The sequence below is a fragment of the Streptomyces sp. NPDC029152 genome (assembly GCF_055564355.1).
This window is the reverse complement of sequence record NZ_JBVHWR010000030.1, coordinates 24,432-45,878: the sequence shown is the minus strand read 5'-3', so window position 1 is coordinate 45,878 and position 21,447 is coordinate 24,432. Positions and strand designations below refer to the sequence as shown.

Genomic DNA, 21,447 nt, shown 5'->3' with positions numbered 1-21,447 from the left:
GCGTAGGCTTGGGCGATGGTCCGCAGCCGGTCCTCGGCATCCTGTCGGGCCTGCATGGCCGTCTCACTGGTTGCGAGTCGCCGGGCTTTTCGGCGGCTGGTCGACCCAAGGAGCGTCCACGCAGGGGCCACGGCCTTGCACGCGGCGAGGAAGGGCCACGTCACAGCGCGTAGCGCGCGGCTCTTTACCGAGTGGCGGCTCAGGAGGATCGCTCCTTGGGTCGTGTACTGGCTGGCATGAGCCTGGCTTGGAACAGCGAGGCTGCAGTTGTGGCGGCGGACTGGATGGCCAGCCACAGGGTGGCCTCCCATGGGCCAGCGGGGGAGTCGACGAGGCGTCCGACAGTCATCGTGGCCCACACACAGGTACCGATGGTGATCGCCAAATGGTTGCCTCGGATGCCGACCAGTCTCATGCCGACCCACAGGGAAAGGGGCTGGAGGACGATGGCTACCGCGTTGGCGACCAGGTAGTAGGGCACTCCCGCGAGAGGGTTGCGTGCGCTGTCGGTTTCGGTGGCGCTGTCGATAAGCGAGTACATGCCACGTAGCAGCCACCACGTCACGAGCGTCGCTGCGGTAGTCACGGGCACCGTTTTTGCGGCCCGCACCAGGTACGTCATGAGTACGAGCCTCTTCCTGCTGGCTGATTGCTGCTATCCATACTTCTACTCAACTCGCTCACGCGCTCCGGGGCGCCACAGCATAGGGCGCCCCGGAGTTCATGACTGGCTGTTACTTCGTGGACAACATCGACACCTACAGCGACTGCGGATCATCTGGTACCGACGCCGGGCACTTCGACTTCGCGTTCTACCCCAACCCAGCTGCGACAGGTCCCGGTCTGGGCCCGTTCGAGGCTAAGGGAGACCTGCACCAGATCGGCGGTGGACAGGGCGGCCATTTCTGGTACACACACACCCGCGACACCGCTCATCTCGGCGGTCCCGGCGGGCGGATGACCATTGACGGCACCTGGACCCTCGACCGCAATGTCGAGTGGACCCGCGTCTACGCACACATGCCGGACACTGGGACCCACACCCAGCAGGCCCACTACGTGATCGAAGGAGTCGAGGGCGGCGACCGAAGCCGGTACATCAACACCCGCTTCGGTGAGAACACCTGGGTGGAACTGGGCGTGTACCGCTTCACCGGCACCCCGCGGGTGCATCTGACGAACACCACCGCCGACGGCACCGCGGACGAAGACGTCGCCTGGGACGCCGTGGCCTTCCAGCCATTGTCGGCCAAGCCGAAGCACATGGTCGTCGCCATGGGTGACTCCTACACCTCCGGTGAGGGATCGGGGAACTACTCTCCCGAGTCTGACCGGGGTCACGGGAAGAGCAGCTGGAATGCGTGCCGGCGTGGCGTTAACTCCTGGCCCCGCAAGGTGAAACTGCCTGGTCAGAGCAGCAGCATCGGCGCACTCTCGGACAACAGCAGCGCCACCGTCGACTTCCAGGACGTCAGTTGCTCAGGCGCGCACACCTGGCAGGTGACCTCGGGAGACCCCACATCTTGGGGAAGGATCGGCAACTACCGGGAGAAGAGCCAAATCGACTCCGGCGTCCTCAGCGACGACACCACACTGGTCATGCTGACCATCGGCGGAAACGACGGCGACAACTTCACCAATGCCGTCACCAACTGCTACATCATCGGAGTGTGCGACCCAGACGACTACAAGGGCAAGGTCGACACGGCGGTCACGGCCACCGGGGCAGTCATCGGCGAGATTGCGACTGCCGCCCAGAAGGCGCAAATCGTGCTCATGGGCTACCCCCATCTGGTCAGCGACGAGCGGTGCACCGCAGTCAACTCCGCTCTGAACGAGCTGGCCGACTACGTGCGGGACAAGCAGAAGGCCAAGGTCGAGGAGCTGAAGAAGGCCGGGATCAAGGTGGAGTTCGCCGATGCGATCCCCGCGTTCCAGGGCCACGGGCTCTGTGATGACGACGAGTGGATCAACGGTGTCGTCGCCGGCCCGAACGGCGACGGCGACTTCCACGACGGCGACCCGGCCAACCAGGCTCCCTGCTTGCCCTGGCCCGGGGAGAACATCTGTGCCAGCCTCGAATCGTTCCACCCGAAGAACGCCGGCACTACGGGCTGCGCCGGGGTCATGAACCAGAAGTTGGCCGATATCGGATACAAAGGCAGCTAGTGGGATCTGACACAACCGGCGGCACGGTGGTCACGAGGCGGGCGAACAGCCTCGTGACCACCGGCTGCCTGACCGCATTGGTCGCACTGATCATCCTCTTCGGTACCATTGCCTCCTGGTTGTGGTACCGGCACTGGCACGACGAAAACGTCAACAGCGAGCGCAGGGACAAGGCGTTCGCATCCATCCTGGAAGAGGCCCGCGACACGGCGGACGACACGGCCCGCGCGCTCGACACGACCGACACTACCGACGTCGACATACTCACCGAGGTGATATGGCGGCGCACCGAAGCCCCCGTAATTACCTACGACGCGTCCCGCCGTGAGTTCACCGCCATAGCCGCGAAATCCGTCGTGTACGACGAGAAGGTCCTTCTCCCCGGTGGCGGTCCCGTCAAGGTGACCCGGTGTTTTGTCTTCACCTACACCCATGGTCCCGGCCGTGCGTGGAAGTCGAAGGTTTCCGAGCGAGACGACGGTGTATGCCGTCCGGGCACCCAGATCGGCAGCCGAGTCCGTCTGGCGCTGACGCGTATCTCAAGCATGTATGCCGAGGACTTGACGCGCACGGAAGTACAGAGTTCCCTCAACCCCACCAGACGACGTTCCTTCAACGTGAAGAAGGTGGTGCGTGAAGGGGATACGATAACGGTTTCCATCATTATCTCAAGCTCGGAGGCAACAGTCGACCAGTGCTATCGCTTCACCCGACCTGTCCCCGGTGACGGCGTCCGAAGTTCCGCCGCAGCGGTTCCAACATCTTCCTGCTGACGCGCCTGTCAGCCACCGAGAGCCCGAGCACGGACTCGTTCAGCGTGCTGCGACATGCATCGTGAATCGGACTTCGGCGGAGCCGCGTGTTTCGGTCACCCTCCAGTATGGGCTCCGGCTTCGACAGCTCGGCAATTGACACGATGACTCCCGGGCTCTGGGCGGAAGGAGGGTGTGCCGCTTGGAAAGTCATCGCTGCTGGTCAAGCCGCATATCGGTACTCGTTGATCGCTCCGCCGAGGATGCGGGTGCGTAGGAGTTTGCCGGGATGGCCGTGCTGGCGTTCGGCGGCGGGTTCCTCGCTCACGTCGGGCGGGAGTTGGTCCCGGGCCTGGTGAGGCCGGTGCCCGTTGTAGTGATCTTGGTACCGGCCGAGGACGCGACGCGCATGGGCCTCGTTCACGATCAGCACGTGGTCCAGGGCTTCCCGGCGGATCGTGCCGATCACGCGCTCGCAGTGGGCGTTCATTCGCGGCGCCCGGGGCGCGCTGAGCAGCACGTCCACGTCCTCCGACTGGAAGACGGCGTCGAAGGCCTCGGTGTACTTGGTGTCGCGGTCGCGCAGCATGAAACGCAGAGGCTCCATCCGTGTGCCGACGTCAGCGGCGAGGTTGCGCGCCTGCTGCACCGACCACTGGCTGGTCGGGTGGGTGGTAACGCCGGTCGGGTGCAGGCGTCGTGTGCTGCATGGCAGATTTCCTCTCGTACAGGGATGAGGCAGGCCGGGGTGGGAGTTCAGGGCCGGGAGTTAGGACAGTGCAGGCGTCGTGGACGGCGCGGGGGTGAGCGACGTGGCGGCCTCCCAGGCGAATTGGTCCGGGTCGGTGAAGGGGCCGGCGATGCTGCCGAGGACGATGCGGTGCGAGCCGGTGCCGTCGGCGGGGACGCCAAGGTCTTTGGCCAGGCCGCGGCGCTTGTACAGCGCCAGCTTGACGGGACTGGAGGCGTCGGAGGCGAACTCGGCGTACTTGCCGCCGAAGCTCCTGGCCACGGTCAGGCCCCGGCCGACGTAGAACTGCTTGCTGGCCTTCACGTCCTCGACGCCGAGCAGGAGGACGATCTCGTCGATCTCGCGGGTGGCCGGGCCGGTGTCCCTCTTCGCCGGGGTCGCGACCTTCCAGATCGTCCCGTCCGGGGTCTGGATGACGCCGCCGTAGCCCCACAGCGACTTCGCCGCGGGCTTGAGCACCGTGGCGCCGGCGTCCACGGCGGCGGCGAGGAAGCTGTCGACGGTGGCCGGCTGGGACACCGTGAGCGCCAGGGTGAAGCCACGGAATCCGGTGGAGTGTGCCTCGGACGCCCGCAGGTGTATGTGCGTGTCCACTCCGAAGGCGGTGTAGAAGCGGCGGGCGGTCTCGGGGTCGGCCACCTCGAGGGTGACGGATGCGATGGACGTGGTGGATGCGGTGGTTGCCATGACCATCACGCCAGGGGCTGCTCGGCGGCCGGGACTTCTCGATTCCTGACCGGTCTCGTCACCTGCTTCGCCACACACGCCGGCATACCTTCCACCGTGACCGCAGGCCCCGCATCACCGGCCGTACCTGCGGCATAGGCACGGTCGGTCGCCGCATCCGCAGCGAGGCGCCGGAAGACTCCGGGCGGCATGCCGACCAGCTCGGTGAAGCGGGTGGTGAACGTGCCCAGCGACGCGCAGCCGACCACGAAGCAGACCTCGGTGACGCTGAGATCGCCACGTCGCAGCAGCGCCGTCGCGCGCTCGATGCGACGCGTCATCAGGTACGAGTACGGCGACTCGCCGTAGGCCGCCCGGAACTGCCGACTGAGGTGCCCGGCAGACATGTTCACACCGCGGGCGAGCACCTCCACATTCAGCGGCTGCGCGTACTCCCTATCGATCCGGTCGCGGACGCGGCGCAGCCGCGCCAGATCGGTCAGGCGCTGCGCCTCAACGCGTGCACGCCGCCACTCGGGCTGACACATGGGAAAACTCCCCTTTCTTCCTCTTCCATCGACACCTGCGAGCGCTTGGGGCGCCTGTCTTTGCAGGCGCCCCAAGCGCTCGGTGATGAGGACCGGCCCGCCGGAGCCGCCCAGCCGGTCGAGCAACTACCGGACAACAGCGGGACACACTCTGAGCCCCGGTCCGGTTCAACGAGGATGCGGACGCGGCCCTCAGCGAAGCTCCTGGATGCGGACCAGGTTGCCTGCGGGGTCGCGGAAGGCACAGTCACGGATGCCGTACGGCTGCTCGGTCGGCTCCTGGACGACCTCGGTGTCACCGGCCTGCACCTTCTCGAACGTGGCATCGAGGTCCGGGGTGGCCAGCAGGATCCAGCCGTAGGTGCCCTTGGCCATCATCTCGGCGATGGTGCGGCGCTCGTCCTCGGTGACCCCAGGGTCGGCAGCCGGCGGCGCCAGAAGGAGGGACGTGTCAGGCTGCCCGGCCGGGCCGACCGTGATCCACCGCATCCTGCCCTGTCCGACGTCGCTGCGGACCTCGAAGCCGAGGACGTCGCGGTAGAAGACGAGCGACGCGTCCGGATCGTCGTGCGGCAGGAAGCTCGCGTGAATGGTGATATCCATGACGCGCAGGCTAGGCGCGCCTCCGTGACTCGCGCTTCTCGATTCCTGATCGATCCGGACACGCTCCGACGTTCACCGCCACTGTCGCGGGAAACGTTCCGCATGACGCTCCAGGCCCGGCGCGGGCAAGGACACCACCAAGATCCGCGCCCGCACCGACAACCTCACCAAACTCAAGACCAGCTACACCTACGACTCCCAGGACCGCCTCACCTACGCCCTGGAAGCCGACGCCGTGGGCACGCGGAAGGCGTCGTGGCTGTACTGCTTCGACAAGGCCGGCAACCTCACCAGCCAAGACAGCACCAAGAACACCTGCCCCGGCGCCAAGACCTACACGTACGACGACGCCAGCGAGCTGACCGGAAAGAACGGCTCCACCACCGGCTGGTCCTACGACAAGCTCGGCAACGAAACCGCTGGTGCGAGCGGCACCGCCCGCACGAACGAAGCCTGGACCGACTACAGCCAACTCGCCGGCATCACCGCGAGCGGCAAGACCTACGACCTGGTCCACGCCGGCACCAGCAACGCCGAACGAACCAAGCTCGGTTCGACCTGGTTCCACCACACCGCCCTCGGCCTCGCCTCCACCACCACCAACGGCGTCGACACCGGATTCATCCGCGAACCGGCGGGCACCCTGAACTCCATGACGACTGGGGGGAAGTCCTACTACTACCTCACCGACGCCACCGGCAACGTCCTCGGCCTCGCCGACGACACCGGCAAGCGCACCCACACCTACGCCTACGGACCCACCGGCGCGCCGCGGACCACGCCGACCGAGACCGTCCCCCAGCCGTACCGGTACGCGGGTGCCTACGCCGACCCGACCGGCCTGTACAAGATGGGCCACCGCTACTACGACCCCACCCTCGGCCGCTTCACCCAGCCCGACCCCTCCGGCCAGGAGAAGAACACCTACCTGTATGCAGGTGGTGACCCGGTCAACAACAGCGATCCCACGGGTCTTGGATTCCTGGATAGCGTAGAGGACGGTCTGGACACCGTGGCCGGTGCTCTGGATGCGGCCAATGACTGGGTGGGGGCAGCCACAGGGTGCATCGGCGCCGTCGGACTTGCAGCGGAAACCGGCACTATCACGTATGCCGCTGCCGTCGGCGGTACGGTCGGAGCCGCACCCGGGGCCGCTATAGGTGCTGGTGTCGCAGTTGTAACCAGCTGTGCGGTCGGAGCAGTCGCGGGCTACAACAACACGGAAATCATTGGATACGGGTGGCACGCTAGCTGAGTAGAAGGAATATGTCGGGCCGGGGAACAGGCCCCGGCCCGACAGTTCTGCTCGGATCAACTGAGACGGCACTACAGTCAGGTGTAATCGAAAGGCGAATAGATGGGCGAGGCAGTAAGGAAAACGTTAATATTTTCTGCGATTGCGATCGTAGTGGGGCTGGGAGGATGTTTTGCCGGATTCTCCTCGGATGAAACACCATCGATCGTGTTCGGCGTGGTTGCTGTAGCAGGTGGAGTGATTTTGGCGATCCTTTCCGTACTGGCTCACCGAAAGACCCGCTCCTAAGAGCCTGCCGGAGAACAACATGTGGGTGGACAGCATGCTGACCTGCGAACCCAGATTGCAAAACCCACAGGTTAATTCCCGGCAGCCCCTAAGGGTTGTCCCGCAATGGTTCGGGAGCCCGTGACCCTGTCATCCTGCAGGTTGGCAGCGGGGCTGTGGGAACAGTTGAATGCCCTCGTGACGGACTGGACGCAGGTGGTCGATGCTCACGGGGCGGTTGGGCGCGTGCCACTGCTCCTGGATCAGGTGGAGCGAGAGGAAGTTCCGGAGGCGTGGGACGAGCTGTGGGACCGTCTCTGCCTCCACGGTGAGACGGTCTCCGCGGCGAGCTTCGCAGCTCTCCCGCGCTTGGCAGCTCTAGCTCCCGCGTGTGCCCAGGCACTCGAATTGGCCAGTGCCATCGCGCGTGGCACGTTGCGGCACCCCGACGGTGAAGCTCTGCTCGCGGGCTTTCCGAACGAGGTCGGCCGGTTGCGGGAACTCGTGGACCAGCGGCTTCGGACGCGTCCGGCCGACTACAACCGGCTCTTCGGTGATCTGCTCGCCCTTGCAGGGCAGTACCACTGGAGCGCCTCCATGGGGGACTTCACCGACGACTTCTATGCCGTGTCTTGCCCCGACTGCGAAGCGGAGGTGACCATCGCCGTCGGCGACTACGGCTGCTACGCGGCCATCCGAGACTGGGATCAGGGCGACACAGAGCGGCGGCCGCTGCGGCCCGCCCCGGCCGAGGAGCTTCGCGACCCGGGCCGATGGATGCACGCCACAGCCGTCCGGGACGGGCAGCAGCGGCTCGCCGAGGGGATCAGATACGTCTTTGGCCGGGCAGAGTGCCCGGCTTGCGCCAGTGTGTTCAACATTGCGGAAGCGCACACGACCGCAAACCTTCCTCCAGCCCTTGAAACGTCCTGAACAGGGAGAGACGCTTCGGCCACTTGCGATGATCTTGAAATGGCTGGCGTCATCACGGCTTCGGATCCCGCGTGGATACCCCCGTTCAGCGGGCTGAGCCCAAGGCAATTCAGCAAGCTGATCACCGCCCTCCGGCGCGAGGGCGCCGACCCCGTCCGCAGAGGCCGGCCGTGGAGCCTGCCGCTGGAGGACCGGGTGCTGCTGGTCGCCGCCTACTGGCGCACCAACCTCACCCTGCGCCAACTGGCACCGCTGTTCGGGGTGTCCAAGTCTGCGACCGACCGCATCATCGACCACCTCGGACCAGCGCTCGCACCCCAGCAGCGCAAGCGGTTCCGCACGGACACCGTCCTGATCGTGGACGGCACCCTGGCCCCCACCCGCGACCACAGCATCGCCGAGCAGTCCAAGAACTACCGGTACTCCACCAACCACCAGGTCGTCATCGACGCCGACACCCGGCTCGTCGTCGCCGTCGGCCGACCGGTGCCCGGCAACCGCAACGACTGCAAGGCGTGGGAGCTGTCTGGCGCGAAAGACGCCGTCGGCCGCGCCACGGTGATCGCCGACGGCGGCTACCGGGGCACCGGCCTGGTCATCCCGCACCGCCGCGCCCCCGGCCAGGCTGGCCTTCCGGCCTGGAAAGAGGAGCACAACCGCTCACACCGCAAGGTCCGCGCCCGCATCGAGCACGCCTTCGCCCGCATGAAGACCTGGAAGATCCTCCGCGACTGCCGTCTCAAAGGTGACGGCGTCCACCACGCCGTGCTCGGCATCGCCCGCCTCCACAACCTCACCCTTGCCGGGTGACCGGGGAACGAGCTGGTCAACCAGCATGCCGTAGATCATTTACGGGACAACGCTTAGTTCCCGGAACGCCGGTGGTGTGCGCGAGTTCGGGCAACTTCGGGCAGGCCGTCGCCTACGCGGGACGCGCCCGCGGGGTGCCGGTCGTGGTGTTCGTGCCCGAGACGGTCAATCCCGCCAAGCGCGAGCGGATGGAGACCTTCGGCGCCCGCGTCATCGCGGCGGGGGCGGACAGCCTGGCGGCGCGGAAGGCCGCGGCCGCCCACGCCGAACGTCATCCTGACCATCTCTACTTGCAAGATGGCCTCCAGGCGGCGATCGCCGAGGGCGCCGGGACGATCGGGGCCGAGCTGACTCGTGGAGCGCCGGGCGGTCCTGGCTTCGACGCCGTCGTGCTCCCGGTCGGCGACGGCGCACTGATCAACGGTGTGGCGTGCTGGATGAAGGAGCACGCACCCGGCACCCGCATCGTGGGGGTGAACGCGGAAGGCGCCCCCACGATGCGGGAAAGCCTGCGCGCCGGCCGCGCAGTCCGCCTCGAACACGTCCGCACCTTCGCCGACGGCATCGCGATGCGCACCCTGCTGGAGACCTCGGTGCGGCGGGCCCGCGCACTGGTGGACGAGATCGTCCTGGTATCCGACCACGCCATCGCCGCCATGGAGCTGGCGGCGCGCACGCTGGGGATCGTCTTGGAACCGGCGGGGGCGTCGGGCCTGGCGGCGATCGCCGAGGGCGCGATCGCCGGCGACCGGTTGGCGACCGTGCTGACCGGTGCCAACCCGCGCCCCGAAGAGGTCCGCGAGCTGGCCGCCCGGCTCATCAGCCCCGCATAGGCGTCGAGTCCCGCCGGACGCACGGCCTTCTTATCGATCATTTCAGAATGAGGTTCGGAGCCGCCTCAAGCAGATGATGCTGCAGGCGAGTTGGAGTAGTCCGAGGTGGAGGTCGCGGCGGGCGAGGAGGGAGCAGCGGAGCGACACGATCCCACAGATCATCAGGCGCAAGATCATCCGACACCTGCAGAACTCTGCCGCCCACCAGCCCAACTGCCAAGCCCATGAGCCAAAGTCATTCTGAAATGATCAGTCAGGCGGCCGGGCGCGGCTCCCGCGCCCGCAGCCTGCGTGCGAGCAGGCCGAGCAGCACGGCGTTGACCAGCCCGGACAGTGCCACCCCGGTGGAGAAGACCAACGGGCTCAACCAGCCGATCGAGGAGTAGTACTCAACGGGCGACGACACCGCCACCGCGAGGATGCTGAACGGCGCCGTGGCCATGAGCGGCCAGATCCCGGCGAATCCGGGATCCGGCAGCACGAACACGGCGCACAGGAAGAACCCCAGTGCCACCGCGACCACGGCGAGGTATCCACGCGCGAGCCAGTTGTCCACCGCGGGCGCCAGCAAGGCCCGTACCCCCTTCGGAGGGATGCTCGCAGGGTCTGTCATGTCTGTTCTCTTCTGCTCAGCCGGGTCCACGACGTGCGGAGCGGCAGTCGCCGCCCTCGTGGCGAGAGTGGCGAGCACGGCAGCGTTCACGAGGGCACACAGGAGGAGCCACACGGCGAAGACCACGACCGCCGTCACGTCGGCCGCCCCATCGACGTCGGCGCCGGGATCGAGAGGGAGGAACACGCACAGGAAGGAGAAGGGCGCCGTCAGCAGCAGGGGGCTCCCGGCGAAGGCGCTCCCCGGGAAGAGGAACATGACCGTGAAGGAGACGGCGAATACCGCCAGATAACCCCGGGCGAGCCAGTTACCCGAAGCAAGCGCAAGGAGTCGGCGCAGGCGCGGGACGCGGCGGGGGCGGGACGCAGTCGGCATCGGTTGTTTCCTCGGGTCGGTCCGTTGGTGATCTCCACGGTGGACCACGGGGCGCGCCCGGACATGAGTACGGGTACTCACCGGCAGGGCCGCAGAACCCTCATGCGTCCGCGCAAGACCCTCACCCTGCGGTGGTCGGCTCTCAGCAGGTCCGCGAATTCCGTTCGCCGGGTTCCGTCTGTAGCCACGCCGAGCCGGCACCCACGACATGAGTCGGACCAGAACCCGCTCTCGGCCACGAAGCCAAGATCACCCCCACCGACAACTGCCGCGTGTGACTGCACGCGCCGCTGTTTGGCGCTCGACTCCTCGGAGGAGAGCGCCCGTGCTCGAGGCGTTCGGCGGGTAGAAGCCGCAGGCTCGCGACCGGAGTCTCCTGCGCCCGCCCTCGACGTCACGTACGACAAGCCCTCACCGTGGCCGGACAACCCGGTCTGGGTGCTACTGCTCAGACCGGCTGAGTAGCGGAGCGCTGCCCCGCGTCCCGCCCGGGCGGCTTTGATCGACAGCATGAAGTCGAAGATCGTGGTTCCCGTGCTCGGTGTCGCCCTGGTGGCTTTCCTCGGGCTGACGGCCAAGGCGTGCGAGACGATACAAGGTGGGCCCGTGCACAGCACCGAGGAGTTCCGCGACCATGTCCGGGCCACCACCCGGGCCGGCGAGGGTGCCTACCGCGCGCTGTCCCCGGCACCGGCCAAGGAGCCGTACGCCTCCCAGCAGGACAGCTCCTCGTGCGTGGACGACTTCGGCTTCGACGACACCGGCGTCAGCCGGGATGAGCCCATCTTCACCTGGGACCTGGACTTCGCCGCCGACGACGACTACCGCGCGGCACTGGCGTCCCTCCGGACCACCTGGCGCGAGGACGGCCGTACCGTCGAAGAGGTCGACAACGGCATCACCGCCACCCTCGACGACGGCATCCGGGTCACCCTCCACCTCGACTACTACGACGGCGAGCCCGAACTGCGCGCCGAGGGCGCGTGTATGCGCTACCGGTACAACTACGGCGATGCATACGACTACATGTACGACGACAACGGAGACGGGACGATCGACGAATACGAGCGGCCGAACTGAGCGCGCGGGAGCAGCCGCGAGAACCCCGTGTGACGCGACAGTTGCGAGTGCAGAAGCCGCTTGGCTGCTCCTGGTCGGTCTGGCGGTGGTCGGTGTGGTGCCGGTGCTCGCCGGCGGACGCCTACGTCGGTCTCCGACCGGCCTGCTGCAGTGGTTCATGGTTGTCGCGTTGGCACAGGCGCCGTACGGAATGCTCCTGGTCGGCGCGCTGATCCCGCAGACGGGTCTGCGGCCGTCCGCATCGTGATGCTGCAGACGCGGATCATCGGCGTCGGGTCCGCGGTCCGGAGAGGGCGGACGAGCCGTGCTCGGCAGATGGGCGGATCGACAGCTCGTCCGAACCCTGGGCGACCTCAACGTCCTTCCTCGGATCACCGCTCTGCACCGCCGTGCCGAGGGCGCGGGGGCCAGGGAGCTCCTTCTGCAGGAGGCCCGGACCGCGCTGGGGCGTCGTCTCGGCCGCGCTGCGTTGCTGTCCTTCCAGAAGGTGCTTGAGCAGATGGAGGCGGAGCACTGCACCAGCGAAGGCTGTTCCGAGCTCCGCTCCCGGACCCGCGCGGTGGTGACCCATCTCGTCGGGGGCTCGAAGGCCGGCGAGGCGCTCGCTGCCGCGCGACGAGTGGGGGCCGCTGGGTCAGCTCGTCCAGGTCTTGATCTGAGCGGCGACCTCGCGCACCGGAAGCCCCTCCCGGGCGGCGCGGGCCAGCGGGAGCACGGTATCCAGACCGGGGCTCACCGGAAGGCCGCACGCCGACAGGTAGGCCGCGGTGACGGTTGCCGCGAAAAGGAGGTTGCGCATCTCCAGACTCGGGTTTCTCGCCAGTTCGCACAGCAGCGCCGCGGCCTTGTGATGGGGTCCGGGGTAGACCTCGTGGTCAAGGATCTCCGCCCGGTGACGTGCTTCCGCCGCTACGGGAACGCCGTAGTCGACGACCTGGGGATCTCCCGGAATCTGCTGCGCCACTGCCAGAATCCAGGCGAGATCGATGCGGAGGTTCACGCGGCGTCCCTCGGTGCCGTCTCCGCCGACTTGTCCGGGAGCCCGGGGTACCGGTCCTCGCCGACCTCCGCCTCGAACTGCTCCGTGTACGCGGCCAGGAAGGAGGCAGCACCGGCCATGAAAGCGGCCCGAGCCTGGTTCACGTCGGCCTGGATGAGGTCGGCCACGTACCCCTGGAGGCTCAGGCCGCGGCGTTTGGCCCGGGCCTCGGCGGCCGCCCTCACGTCATCGTCAAGCCGGATGTTCGTCTGCTTTGCCATACCCACCACCATAGCTAGCAACTGATACCCACGACTAGCAAATGGCCGTACGACTGGCTCCGACAGAAGCTGCTGATCACCAGACGGTCGGCCCGCTGTCTCGTGGGTCTGGCTTGTGGGAAACCGTCGGTCGAGGCCGTGGACCATGTCGGACGGACTGTGGTCGCTGGTCGAGCTGCTGCTGCCGAAGCCAGGTCCGAGACTGGCCGGGGGAAGGCCGCGGGCGTCGGACCGGCAGGCCCTGTGCGGCATCCTGTTCGCACCGCACACGGGCATCCACGGGGAGTGCCTGCCCCCAAAGTTCGGCTTCGGCTCGGGCGTGACCTGCCGACGGCGCCTGTCGGCCTGGAACGAGGCCGGTGTCCGGGACCGGCTGCACGCACTGCTGGAGAAGCTGCGGCCGAGGGGCCAGCTGAACTGGCGGCGCAGGGAGATCGCCCGGGTCCTCTGTGCGCGGAGGGCGACTGGCGCGGGCCGTGAGGTGGCAACACCCCCCCGCGAAGGGTTTCCAGCACATCCGGTACAAGCCTGCCGCACGACGGAGCCCGTCACCCAAGACGTCGTCCGCGCACGTTGATCGACGACGGCAGGCGGCCTCCCCGGAGGCGCCTGCGCGGCTGACCGCTGCCGCTCGAGGAACAGGGGACGGGCCGTGTGGCGCCGGTCTTCGCGTCCATCGCACTCACGCGATTCCATACCCCCCGGGGGTATGTTATGTTTCCCCGGAGCTCATACCCCCAGGGGGTACCAGGGGGTCCGTACTTGATGCCGCAAAGGGGAAGGCAATGCCAACTGTCAGTCCCAAGCGCTGGTGGGCGCTCGCCGTGCTCGCCACCGCCCAGTTCATGGTGATCATGGACACCTCGATCATCGGGGTCGCGCTCCCCGAGATGCAGAATGACCTCGGGTTCTCCCAGGGCGACTTGCAATGGGTGTTCAACGCCTACGTCATCGCCTTCGGCGGTCTGCTGCTCCTCGGCGGTCGCCTGTCCGACCTGCTTGGCGCGCGCCGGGTGTTCACCGCCGGCTGGGCCGTGCTCATCGGCGGATCGGTCGTCGCCGCAGCCGCGCAGACGGCGTGGGTGGAAGTCGTCGGCCGTGCCGTCCAGGGTGTCGGTGGCGCGCTGATCGCCCCCGCCGCGATGACCCTGCTCATGACGCTGTTCGCCCACGACCCGAAGGAACTCGGCAAGGCCATGGCCCTCTACGGCGCCGCGGCACCGGCCGGCGGCACCGCAGGCGTCTTCCTCGGCGGTGTCTTCACCGAATGGCTCAGCTGGCCCTGGGTCTTCATCATCTATATCCCGATCGGTGTCGCCACACTCGCCGCGACCAAGTTGCTCCCTGCCGTGGCCCCGCGCCGCGGAGCGATCGACGTGCTCGGCGCCGCCGCCGTCACCGCCGGCCTCGCCCTCGCCGTCTTCGCGGTGGTCCGCGCTCCCGAGGTCGGCTGGGGGGCCGCCCAGACCGTGCTCGAACTCGTCGGCGCTGCCACTCTGCTGGCGCTCTTCTTCGTCCTGCAAAAGACCGTCCGACAGCCCCTGATGCCCCTGGGCATCTGGCGCGTGCCGAGGCTCGGCTCGGCCAACCTCGCCATGGCACTGCTGGGCGCCGCGTGGATCCCCATGTGGTACTTCCTCAACCTCTACCTGCAGCAGGTCCTCGGCTACGGCGCATTCGCCTCCGGCGCGGCGCTGCTGCCGATGACCCTGCTCCTCATGGTCTTCATGACCGCCATCACCGCGCGGCTGCTCGCCCGCCTGGGCGCCAAGCCGCTGATCGGCGCCGGACTGCTCGTCCTCGCGGTCGGCCTGCTGTGGCTGTCGGCCGTCGAGCCCAGCGGCTCCTTCCTCGTCGACGTGCTGCCCGCCTCACTGGTCGCCGCGCTCGGCATGTCGCTGGCGTACATCCCGGCGATGATGGCGGCCATGTCCGGCGCCCCGGCCGAGCAGGCGGGCCTGGCCTCCGGCATCGTCAACACCACCTACCAGATCGGCTCGGCACTCGGCCTGGCCGCCCTCACCGCCCTGGCCACCTCCCAGGGCGCCGGCCGACTCGGTGACCTGCCCGCCCTGACCGACGGCTTCAGCGCGGCGTTCACCGCGGCCGCCGCCATCGCCGCCGTCGGCGGGCTCGTCACGCTCCTGGTGATGCGCACCGAGAAGGACGTGGCCGCCGGCGGCGCGGAGCAGCCCAGCGCGCCGGGCGAAAAGGCGACGGTGTGAGCCGTGGGCTGTGAAGCCGCCGAGGAGCGATGTCGCGGCCGGCGGTCCGCCAGATCCCCGTCCCCGGGTCTGGCGGGCCGTCGGTGCCTTCCGCGGCACCGTCACCGTCGCGATCCGGCTCTGGCTCCGCCCGTGAGATGTGTCCTACATCTGGTTGCATCCCAAACGGCTCAGCCGCCACCAGCGTCGTCCCATACACTGCCGAAGGCATGACGGCACTCGCATCCTTCACCTTCGTGCGCCACACAGACGGGCTCCGCTACCACTTCGAACGGAACGGCGAGCACAACGGCCGTCCTGCCTACCGTCGAACGGACGGGAACGTGTGGTGCGTCTGGTCGCCGACCGAGGGCTGGCACTGCAAGACCGCTGATGGCCTCGTCACCGCCCATCCTCTCAACAGCCACGATGACCACCCCGAACCCCCGGCCACAGTCTGGCGCAGCTTCAAGGACGACCGCTCCTACCTCTACGACCTCCGGACCCTCGCCCCCGAAGCATGATCCGCCGGACAGTGCCTAATAGTGCTTCGTTAGGTTCTGTGCTGTCTGCGGCGGTTTCGAGGGTCGGGCAGGGGGCGTCCGCAGGTGGTGCAGGCACCGGTCCAGCACCTCAGCAGGTCCTGAAGAACGTCGAGGACCTGGTAGAGGGTCAGGCCGGTGTGCGGACTTTTGGGTCGAGCCGCCGGAGGGTGAGGAAAGCCTGGGCGGCGGTGACGAGGGTGACGTGGTGGTGCCAGCCGCGCCAGGTCCGGCCCTCGAAATGGTCCAGGCCCAGGCCGTGCTTGAGCTCGCGGTAGTCGTGCTCGATCCGCCAGCGCATCTTCGCCCATCGCACCAGGTCGGTGACCGGTGTGGTGACGGGCAGGTTCGATATCCAGTAGCCCGTCGGAGCATCCTGCCCGTCCGGCCATTCGACCAGCAGGGTCTGGGCGGGCAGGACGCCGTCCCACCGGTTGCGGCCGCCGCCCGCCTCCTGGACTGCGGTCAGGCACTGCTTGCCCGCGGGCCGCACTGTCAGTACCGCGAACCGTGAGGTCATCATGCCTTTGCTGCCCTGCCTCCAGGGCACCTCGGTGAACCGGCTGGCACTGGCCTGCGCCGCAAGGGCGGAAACGGCTCGTGGTGGGGTGCGGTAGCGGGGCAGGGTCGGCGGCCCGAGCCCGCCGTAGACGGGCTGGTGCGGCTCGGCATCCTCCGGGTGGGCGACTTCCTTGCCGGTCAGCGCCAGCACGTAGGACAGTCCTCGCTTCTCGAGGCCGAGCCGGAAGGGGGTGCTGACGCCGTAGCCGGCATCGGCAACCACCACCGGCGCCTTCAACCGCCAGTCGGTCAGGCTATCGAGCAGGCCGAGCGCCAGACGCCACTTCTCCTGGTGGACGACGCCGTCGGAGACCCCTGCCCGGCGGCAGCGGTCCGGTGCGTCCGTCCACTCACGCGGCAGATACAACTCCCAGTTCAGCGGACACGACGCGGTATCGGTGGCGGCATGGACGCTGACCGCGACCTGGCAGTTCGCCCGCTTGCCCAACGTCCCGCAGTACTGACGGGCCACACCCACCGACGCCTTGCCGCACTTGGGGAACGACACGTCGTCGACCACCCACACCTCGGACAGCCGCTCGGCGATCCGCTGCCTGACCGGCAGCGGATCCCACGGCGACTGGTTCACGAACTGCTGCAGAGCCTGCATGTTCCCGTCCGGCAGCCGCTCGGCCATGGGCTGGACCGACTTCCGCCGGCCATCGAGCATCAGACCCCGCAGATAACACGCACCCCACCGCCGCTGATCCCGCCGCGGCACCGAGGCGAACACATCGGCAACGAACCCCGCCAACTCACCCCGGAGCCGTTCCACCTCCCCCAACCTCATACCGGAGAGACTGCCCACCACCAGGCGAGATCACCCAACGTAACGAAGCACTACTAGTAGTGCTTCGTTAGGTTCTGCCTTGTCTGCGGCGGCTTCGCGGGTTGGGTAGAGGTTGTCCGCAGGTGGTGCATGCACCGGTCCAGCACCTCAACAGGTCCTGGAGGAGATCGAGGACCTGGTAGAGGGTCAGGCCGGTGTGCGGACTTTTGGGTCGAGCCGCCGGAGGGTGAGGAATGCCTGGGCGGCGGTGACGAGGGTGACGTGGTGGTGCCAGCCGCGCCAGGTGCGACCCTCGAAGTGGTCCAGACCCAGGCCGTGCTTGAGTTCGCGGTAGTCGTGCTCGATCCGCCAGCGCATCTTTGCCCACCGCACCAGGTCGGTGACCGGTGTGGTGGCGGACAGGTTCGAGATCCAGTAGCCGGTCGGAGTGTCCTGGCCGTCCGGCCATTCGACCAGGAGTGTCCGGGTGGGCAGGACGCCGTCCCACCGGTTGCGGCCGCCGCCCGCCTTCTGGGCTGCGGCCAGGGACTGCTTGCCCGCAGGCCGGACCGTCAGTACCGCGAACCGTGAGGTCATCGCGCCCTTGCTGCCCTGGCGCCAGGTCACCTCGGTGAACCGGCCGGCACCGGCCTCGGCTGCGAGGACCGAGACGGCCCGCGGTGGAGTGCGATAGCGGGGCAGCGTCGGCGGACCGAGCCCGCCATAAGCGGGCTGGTGCGGCTCGGCATTCTCCGGGTGAGCGACTTCCTTCCCGGTCAACGCCAGGACATAGGACAGCCCTCGCTCCTGGAGACCGAGCCGGAAGGGCGTGCTGACGCCGTAGCCGGCATCGGCGACCACGACCGGCGCCTTCAGCTGCCACTCGCCGAGCGTGTCGAGCAGGCCGAGCGCCAGACGCCACTTCTCCTGGTGGACGACGTCGTCGGGGACTCCGGCCCTGCGGCAGCGGTCTGGCTCATCCGTCCACTCACGCGGCAGATACAACTCCCAGTCCAGCGGGCAGGACGCGGTGTCGGTGGCGGCATGGACGCTGACCGCGACCTGGCAGTTCGCCCGTTTGCCGACCGCCCCGCAGTACTGCCGGGCCACCCCCACCGACGCGGTGCCGCACTTGGGAAACGACACATCGTCGATCACCCACACCTCAGGCGTGATCGCCTCGGACAGCCGCTCGGCGATCCGCCGCCGCACCGGCAGCGGATCCCACGGCGACTGGTTCACGAACTGCTGCAGGGCCTGCATGTTCCCGTCCGGCAGCCGCTCGGCCATCGGCTGGATCGATTTGCGCCGGCCGTCCAGCATCAGACCCCGCAGACAACACGCGCCCCACCGCCGCTGATCCCGCCGCGGCAACGAGGCGAACACATCGGCAACGAACTCCGATAACTCACCCCGGAGCCGTTCCACCTCCCCCAGCCTCATACCGGAGAGATGCCCACCACCAGGCGAGATCACCCCACGTAACGAAGCACTACTAGGCCGTTTCGTTTGGATCAGCGGGCGGACCAGAGGAAGATGCCTGCGATGTGGAGTCCGGCGAGGTAGATGGTCGCGGTCTTCTCGTAGCGGGTGGCGATGCCGCGCCACTGCTTCAGGCGGTTGATGCACCGTTCGACGGTGTTGCGCTGCCTGTACGCCTCGCGGTCGAAGGCCGGCGGCCTGCCGCCTGCCTGTCCGCGCTGCCGCCGGTTGGCCTGCTGGTCGGCCCGTTCCGGGATCACCGCGCGGATGCCGCGTCTGCGCAGGTGGCCGCGGATCGCGCGGGAGGAGTACGCCTTGTCGGCCAGGACCAGGTCCGGCCTGGTGCGGGGCCGTCCAAGAGGGCGGGGAACACGCAGGCGTGCCATGACGTCCGTGAAGGCGGGTGCACCTCCGGCCTGTCCGGCGGTGAGGACGAATACCAGCGGCCGGCACCGGCCGTCGGCCGCGAGGTGGATCTTCGTGGTCAGTCCGCCGCGGGACCGGCCGATGGCGTGATCGTCCGGCTCGCCGGCCGGGGCCCCCTTTTACGGGCCCCGGCCGCATGCTGGTGGGCCCGCACGATTGTGGAGTCCACCGAGACGGCCCAGCTGACGTCTTCGTCCGCGTCGGCTTGGGCCACCAGGGCGGTGAACACCCGCTCCCACGTGCCGTCGACGGCCCACATCCGCAGCCGGTTGTAGACGCCCCGCCAGTTGCCGTACTTCTCCGGCAGGTGCACCCACTGGGTACCGGTCTGGAACTTGAAAGCGATCGCGTCGATCACCTCACGATGGGCTGGGCTCAGCGGCGTTCGCTTCCCCGAACGGCGGGCCATCGGGCAGCCGAAACCACCGTCATCGACATCATCGAGGCGGCGCGATCGGCCGGGGTCGAGTGGCTCAGCCTGTACGCCTTTTCCACCGAGAACTGGAACCGCCCCGGCGCCGAGGTCGACTACCTGATGCGTCTGGTGCGCCGGGTGGTGCGCAAGCACGCACCGTTGCTCCTCGCCCGCGGCATTCGCTGCCGCTTCCTCGGGGCCGTCGACCCGCGCATCCCCCTGGAGCTGACCCGGGACTTCGACGATCTGGCGAGGCTGACCGCCGACAACCAGAGGATGACGCTCACCGTCGCCTTCGACCACGGGGGACGCCGAGACATCGTCGAGGCCGCCAAGTCGCTGATTCGCAACGGGACACCCGCCGACGATGTGACCGAGCGGCTCTTCGCGGACCACCTGCCGTTTCCCGACGCCCCTGACGTCGACCTCGTCATCCGCACTTCCGGCGAGCAGCGCATCTCCAACTTCATGCTCTGGCAGGTCGCCTACGCCGAGTGGGTCTTCCCCGACGTGCTGTGGCCGGACTTCCGGGCCCCTGACTTCCTCACCTGCCTGCACACCTACCGGCGCCGTGACCGCCGCTTCGGCGGCGTCCCGCCCCAGACGAACGGAGACCCGTCATGACGACTGGAACCACGGGAACAGCCGACGAGACTCCCCTGTTCGCCCCGGAATCGCAGTTCAGCGCCTTCTTCGACGACCCGCGCTGGGCGCTGGCCATGATCCGCGCCACCGTGCTGGAGGCCGCCCACCCGCAGATCGGCGCCGCCCTCGCCGACAACTCCACCTTCGTCGCCCACCCCTGGCGCCGACTGCGCAACACCTTCCTCAGCATGCGGCGCATGTTCGCTGCCGATCCAGCGGTACGTGAACGGGAGGCCGCCCGGCTCAACAGGCTGCACGCCCGCATGAGCGGCTCCGACACCCGCGGCCGTGCCTACGACGCCATGGACCGTGCGACCCGTGCCTGGGTGGTCGCCACCCTCTTCGAGAGCGCCGTCACCATGTGCCGACTGAGCGGTCAGCCGCTCGACCAGGACACCATGGAGCGCATGTACGCCGAGTACCGCGACTTCCTCGCCGCGCTCGACGGTGACGCCGGGGAACTCCCCGAGGACCTGCACGACTTCTGGCGGTACTTCGACAGGGTCGTCGAGGAGGAGCTGGAGAACACCGAGGCAGCCCGCATCATCCTCTACCGGCTCTTCGACCACCTGCCCGCCCCGGCACTGCTCGACGGCGCGCCGACACTGTGGGCGGCCGGCCGGGCCGTCGTCGGTCCGCTCCTCGGCGCGATCACCGTCGCCTCCCTTCCCGAGGCCTATCGGCGCAGGGCCGGCCTGCCCGAGATGCCCGGCGCCCCGACCCTCATGCAGGGCGCCTACCTCGCCGCCGGGCTCACCCGTTTCCTGCCCGAGGGCTGGATCAACGCCGAAACCATCATCGAGGCCCTCTCCCTCTCGCCCGACAGCGACGACCCCCGCGCCCGGACCGTGACCGCGCTGCGCGCCCGCATGAAGCGGGCATCGGCCCTGCTCCGCCTCCTCACGCCACTGAGCGGTGACACGGACCCCGGCCCGGCCCCGGCCACCTCGACGGCGGCAGAAGGCCGGCGCTCGGCGGAGGAGTTCTTCCGTCAGGTGCTGGACCAGACCGGTAACGGCCACCTCGACTGGCCTGACCTCGCCGCGATGGCACGCGAACTGGCCACCCGCCTTGACCTGGACGAACCCGAGGAGACCCGGCTCTATGACGCCTTCTCCGCCTGGTGGCGCGAGCTCCAGGCCGCCCTCGACACGGACGGTGACGGCCGTGTCAGCGCCGACGAGTACGCCGCTGCCGTACCCTCCCTCGCCGGTCCCGCGCTCATCCGCGTCGCAGAGGTGCTCTTCGACGCCACCGACAAGGACGGCAGCGGGACCATCAACGCGGACGAACACCGGGCGCTCTTCCGCACCGCCTTCCACCGCGACCTCACCACCACCGACGGCACCTACGACCGCAGCGCCTTCGTGGGCGACTTCCTTTCCTTCATGTCCGGCCGCCGCCAGAACACCGCGTACGACCCCCTCCTCGCCGACGCCTGACGAAATCGCGCATGTCGGCGGCCGCGGCTGCACGCTCCGTACCCAC

22 protein-coding genes and 1 pseudogene are annotated in these 21,447 nt (G+C 68.2%); 12 read left to right on the top strand and 11 right to left on the bottom strand.

The annotated features are described in order from the left end of the window. Positions 1-199: 199 nt before the first annotated feature. Entirely contained in the window at positions 200-622 is a 423-nt protein-coding gene (locus ACZ4V6_RS34215) for a hypothetical protein (protein WP_467834841.1), read from the bottom strand. A gap of 119 nt (positions 623-741) precedes the next feature. On the opposite strand from ACZ4V6_RS34215, the gene ACZ4V6_RS34210 reads away from it, so the two are divergent. Beyond that, positions 742-2,169, top strand: a complete 1,428-nt coding sequence (locus ACZ4V6_RS34210; RefSeq protein ID WP_467834840.1) for an SGNH/GDSL hydrolase family protein — start codon at positions 742-744, stop codon at positions 2,167-2,169. Further along, positions 2,169-2,942, top strand: coding sequence for a hypothetical protein (locus ACZ4V6_RS34205; protein ID WP_467834838.1), 774 nt, complete (start codon positions 2,169-2,171; stop codon positions 2,940-2,942). Before ACZ4V6_RS34210 ends, ACZ4V6_RS34205 begins: the two co-directional genes overlap by 1 nt. 202 nt (positions 2,943-3,144) lie before the next feature. Here ACZ4V6_RS34205 and ACZ4V6_RS34200 read toward each other — a convergent pair whose 3' ends face one another. The 4 genes from ACZ4V6_RS34200 to ACZ4V6_RS34185 all read right to left on the bottom strand — a co-directional run bounded on the left by ACZ4V6_RS34200 (position 3,145) and on the right by ACZ4V6_RS34185 (position 5,489). Continuing rightward, positions 3,145-3,510, bottom strand: a complete 366-nt coding sequence (locus tag ACZ4V6_RS34200) for an integrase core domain-containing protein (RefSeq protein WP_467834836.1) — start codon at positions 3,508-3,510, stop codon at positions 3,145-3,147. A gap of 180 nt (positions 3,511-3,690) precedes the next feature. Next, on the bottom strand, positions 3,691-4,365 hold the full coding sequence (locus ACZ4V6_RS34195; protein WP_467834835.1) for a glyoxalase: 675 nt from the start codon (positions 4,363-4,365) through the stop codon (positions 3,691-3,693). Next, positions 4,365-4,886 (bottom strand): helix-turn-helix transcriptional regulator, encoded by a 522-nt coding sequence (locus ACZ4V6_RS34190; protein ID WP_467834834.1) that lies wholly within the window; start codon positions 4,884-4,886, stop codon positions 4,365-4,367. Before ACZ4V6_RS34190 ends, ACZ4V6_RS34195 begins: the two co-directional genes overlap by 1 nt. Positions 4,887-5,078: 192 nt before the next feature. Beyond that, complete coding sequence (locus ACZ4V6_RS34185) at positions 5,079-5,489, bottom strand: VOC family protein (RefSeq protein WP_467834832.1); 411 nt, start codon at positions 5,487-5,489, stop codon at positions 5,079-5,081. Positions 5,490-5,724: 235 nt separating this feature from the next. Here ACZ4V6_RS34185 and ACZ4V6_RS34180 point away from each other — a divergent pair, with 235 nt between their 5' ends. The 4 genes from ACZ4V6_RS34180 to ACZ4V6_RS34165 all read left to right on the top strand — a co-directional run bounded on the left by ACZ4V6_RS34180 (position 5,725) and on the right by ACZ4V6_RS34165 (position 9,587). Continuing rightward, on the top strand, positions 5,725-6,744 hold the full coding sequence (locus tag ACZ4V6_RS34180; protein WP_467834831.1) for an RHS repeat-associated core domain-containing protein: 1,020 nt from the start codon (positions 5,725-5,727) through the stop codon (positions 6,742-6,744). Positions 6,745-7,152: 408 nt separating this feature from the next. Beyond that, the gene (locus tag ACZ4V6_RS34175; protein ID WP_467834829.1) at positions 7,153-7,944 is read left to right on the top strand and encodes a hypothetical protein; all 792 of its coding nucleotides are present in this window, start codon (positions 7,153-7,155) and stop codon (positions 7,942-7,944) included. A gap of 39 nt (positions 7,945-7,983) precedes the next feature. Continuing rightward, positions 7,984-8,754 carry a transposase gene (locus ACZ4V6_RS34170; RefSeq protein WP_467834828.1) on the top strand — a complete coding sequence of 257 codons (771 nt, stop codon included), beginning with the start codon at positions 7,984-7,986 and terminating at the stop codon, positions 8,752-8,754. Further along, positions 8,751-9,587: a threonine ammonia-lyase gene (locus tag ACZ4V6_RS34165; RefSeq protein ID WP_467834827.1), complete on the top strand. Its 837-nt coding sequence runs from the start codon at positions 8,751-8,753 to the stop codon at positions 9,585-9,587. The genes ACZ4V6_RS34170 and ACZ4V6_RS34165 overlap by 4 nt, the downstream gene beginning before the upstream one ends. 253 nt (positions 9,588-9,840) lie before the next feature. Here the strand turns inward: ACZ4V6_RS34165 and ACZ4V6_RS34160 are convergent, their stop codons facing one another. Next, the gene (locus tag ACZ4V6_RS34160; protein WP_467834825.1) at positions 9,841-10,575 is read right to left on the bottom strand and encodes an SCO4225 family membrane protein; all 735 of its coding nucleotides are present in this window, start codon (positions 10,573-10,575) and stop codon (positions 9,841-9,843) included. A 510-nt stretch (positions 10,576-11,085) separates the two neighbouring features. On the opposite strand from ACZ4V6_RS34160, the gene ACZ4V6_RS34155 reads away from it, so the two are divergent. Beyond that, complete coding sequence (locus ACZ4V6_RS34155) at positions 11,086-11,655, top strand: hypothetical protein (RefSeq protein WP_467834823.1); 570 nt, start codon at positions 11,086-11,088, stop codon at positions 11,653-11,655. Between the two features lie 634 nt (positions 11,656-12,289). On the opposite strand, the gene ACZ4V6_RS34150 is transcribed toward ACZ4V6_RS34155, so the two are convergent. Together ACZ4V6_RS34150 and ACZ4V6_RS34145 are read right to left on the bottom strand one after the other, a co-directional pair. Next, a complete protein-coding gene (locus ACZ4V6_RS34150) occupies positions 12,290-12,655 on the bottom strand; it encodes a hypothetical protein (protein ID WP_467834822.1) in 366 nt (121 codons plus the stop codon). Further along, a complete protein-coding gene (locus ACZ4V6_RS34145; protein ID WP_467834821.1) occupies positions 12,652-12,915 on the bottom strand; it encodes a hypothetical protein in 264 nt (87 codons plus the stop codon). The genes ACZ4V6_RS34150 and ACZ4V6_RS34145 overlap by 4 nt, the downstream gene beginning before the upstream one ends. Before the next feature lie 145 nt (positions 12,916-13,060). Between ACZ4V6_RS34145 and ACZ4V6_RS34140 the strand changes: the two genes are divergently transcribed. From ACZ4V6_RS34140 to ACZ4V6_RS34130, 3 genes are all read left to right on the top strand, one after another. Further along, positions 13,061-13,492 carry a transposase gene (locus tag ACZ4V6_RS34140; RefSeq protein ID WP_467834820.1) on the top strand — a complete coding sequence of 144 codons (432 nt, stop codon included), beginning with the start codon at positions 13,061-13,063 and terminating at the stop codon, positions 13,490-13,492. A 208-nt stretch (positions 13,493-13,700) separates the two neighbouring features. Next, positions 13,701-15,140, top strand: coding sequence for an MFS transporter (locus ACZ4V6_RS34135; RefSeq protein WP_467834818.1), 1,440 nt, complete (start codon positions 13,701-13,703; stop codon positions 15,138-15,140). Positions 15,141-15,349: 209 nt separating this feature from the next. Next, the gene (locus ACZ4V6_RS34130; RefSeq protein ID WP_467834817.1) at positions 15,350-15,643 is read left to right on the top strand and encodes a hypothetical protein; all 294 of its coding nucleotides are present in this window, start codon (positions 15,350-15,352) and stop codon (positions 15,641-15,643) included. A 148-nt stretch (positions 15,644-15,791) separates the two neighbouring features. Here the strand turns inward: ACZ4V6_RS34130 and ACZ4V6_RS34125 are convergent, their stop codons facing one another. The 3 genes and pseudogenes from ACZ4V6_RS34125 to ACZ4V6_RS34115 all read right to left on the bottom strand — a co-directional run bounded on the left by ACZ4V6_RS34125 (position 15,792) and on the right by ACZ4V6_RS34115 (position 19,308). Further along, complete coding sequence (locus tag ACZ4V6_RS34125) at positions 15,792-17,012, bottom strand: IS701 family transposase (protein ID WP_467834815.1); 1,221 nt, start codon at positions 17,010-17,012, stop codon at positions 15,792-15,794. Between the two features lie 186 nt (positions 17,013-17,198). Next, positions 17,199-18,434: an IS701 family transposase gene (locus tag ACZ4V6_RS34120; RefSeq protein ID WP_467834813.1), complete on the bottom strand. Its 1,236-nt coding sequence runs from the start codon at positions 18,432-18,434 to the stop codon at positions 17,199-17,201. 71 nt (positions 18,435-18,505) lie between these two features. Then, positions 18,506-19,308: pseudogene (locus ACZ4V6_RS34115) on the bottom strand (IS5 family transposase). Here ACZ4V6_RS34115 and uppS point away from each other — a divergent pair. Further along, positions 19,264-19,938: a polyprenyl diphosphate synthase gene (uppS, locus tag ACZ4V6_RS34110; RefSeq protein WP_467834812.1), complete on the top strand. Its 675-nt coding sequence runs from the start codon at positions 19,264-19,266 to the stop codon at positions 19,936-19,938. The pseudogene ACZ4V6_RS34115 and the gene uppS overlap by 45 nt on opposite strands. Continuing rightward, entirely contained in the window at positions 19,935-21,401 is a 1,467-nt protein-coding gene (locus ACZ4V6_RS34105) for an oxygenase MpaB family protein (protein ID WP_467834810.1), read from the top strand. The genes uppS and ACZ4V6_RS34105 overlap by 4 nt, the downstream gene beginning before the upstream one ends. The last annotated feature ends 46 nt before the right edge of the window (positions 21,402-21,447 follow it).

Excerpts from the sequence above, each read along its gene's own strand:
- ACZ4V6_RS34125 (WP_467834815.1), bottom strand. The coding sequence starts at position 17,012 with ATGAGGTTGGGGGAGGTGGAACGGCTCCGGGGTGAGTTGGCGGGGTTC.
- ACZ4V6_RS34105 (WP_467834810.1), top strand. The coding sequence starts at position 19,935 with ATGACGACTGGAACCACGGGAACAGCCGACGAGACTCCCCTGTTCGCC.
- ACZ4V6_RS34215 (WP_467834841.1), bottom strand. The coding sequence starts at position 622 with ATGACGTACCTGGTGCGGGCCGCAAAAACGGTGCCCGTGACTACCGCA.
- ACZ4V6_RS34170 (WP_467834828.1), top strand. The coding sequence starts at position 7,984 with ATGGCTGGCGTCATCACGGCTTCGGATCCCGCGTGGATACCCCCGTTC.
- uppS (WP_467834812.1), top strand. The coding sequence starts at position 19,264 with ATGGGCTGGGCTCAGCGGCGTTCGCTTCCCCGAACGGCGGGCCATCGG.
- ACZ4V6_RS34140 (WP_467834820.1), top strand. The coding sequence starts at position 13,061 with ATGTCGGACGGACTGTGGTCGCTGGTCGAGCTGCTGCTGCCGAAGCCA.
- ACZ4V6_RS34145 (WP_467834821.1), bottom strand. The coding sequence starts at position 12,915 with ATGGCAAAGCAGACGAACATCCGGCTTGACGATGACGTGAGGGCGGCC.
- ACZ4V6_RS34135 (WP_467834818.1), top strand. The coding sequence starts at position 13,701 with ATGCCAACTGTCAGTCCCAAGCGCTGGTGGGCGCTCGCCGTGCTCGCC.
- ACZ4V6_RS34120 (WP_467834813.1), bottom strand. The coding sequence starts at position 18,434 with ATGAGGCTGGGGGAGGTGGAACGGCTCCGGGGTGAGTTATCGGAGTTC.
- ACZ4V6_RS34155 (WP_467834823.1), top strand. The coding sequence starts at position 11,086 with ATGAAGTCGAAGATCGTGGTTCCCGTGCTCGGTGTCGCCCTGGTGGCT.
- ACZ4V6_RS34160 (WP_467834825.1), bottom strand. The coding sequence starts at position 10,575 with ATGCCGACTGCGTCCCGCCCCCGCCGCGTCCCGCGCCTGCGCCGACTC.
- ACZ4V6_RS34190 (WP_467834834.1), bottom strand. The coding sequence starts at position 4,886 with ATGTGTCAGCCCGAGTGGCGGCGTGCACGCGTTGAGGCGCAGCGCCTG.
- ACZ4V6_RS34130 (WP_467834817.1), top strand. The coding sequence starts at position 15,350 with ATGACGGCACTCGCATCCTTCACCTTCGTGCGCCACACAGACGGGCTC.
- ACZ4V6_RS34200 (WP_467834836.1), bottom strand. The coding sequence starts at position 3,510 with ATGCTGCGCGACCGCGACACCAAGTACACCGAGGCCTTCGACGCCGTC.
- ACZ4V6_RS34195 (WP_467834835.1), bottom strand. The coding sequence starts at position 4,365 with ATGGTCATGGCAACCACCGCATCCACCACGTCCATCGCATCCGTCACC.
- ACZ4V6_RS34185 (WP_467834832.1), bottom strand. The coding sequence starts at position 5,489 with ATGGATATCACCATTCACGCGAGCTTCCTGCCGCACGACGATCCGGAC.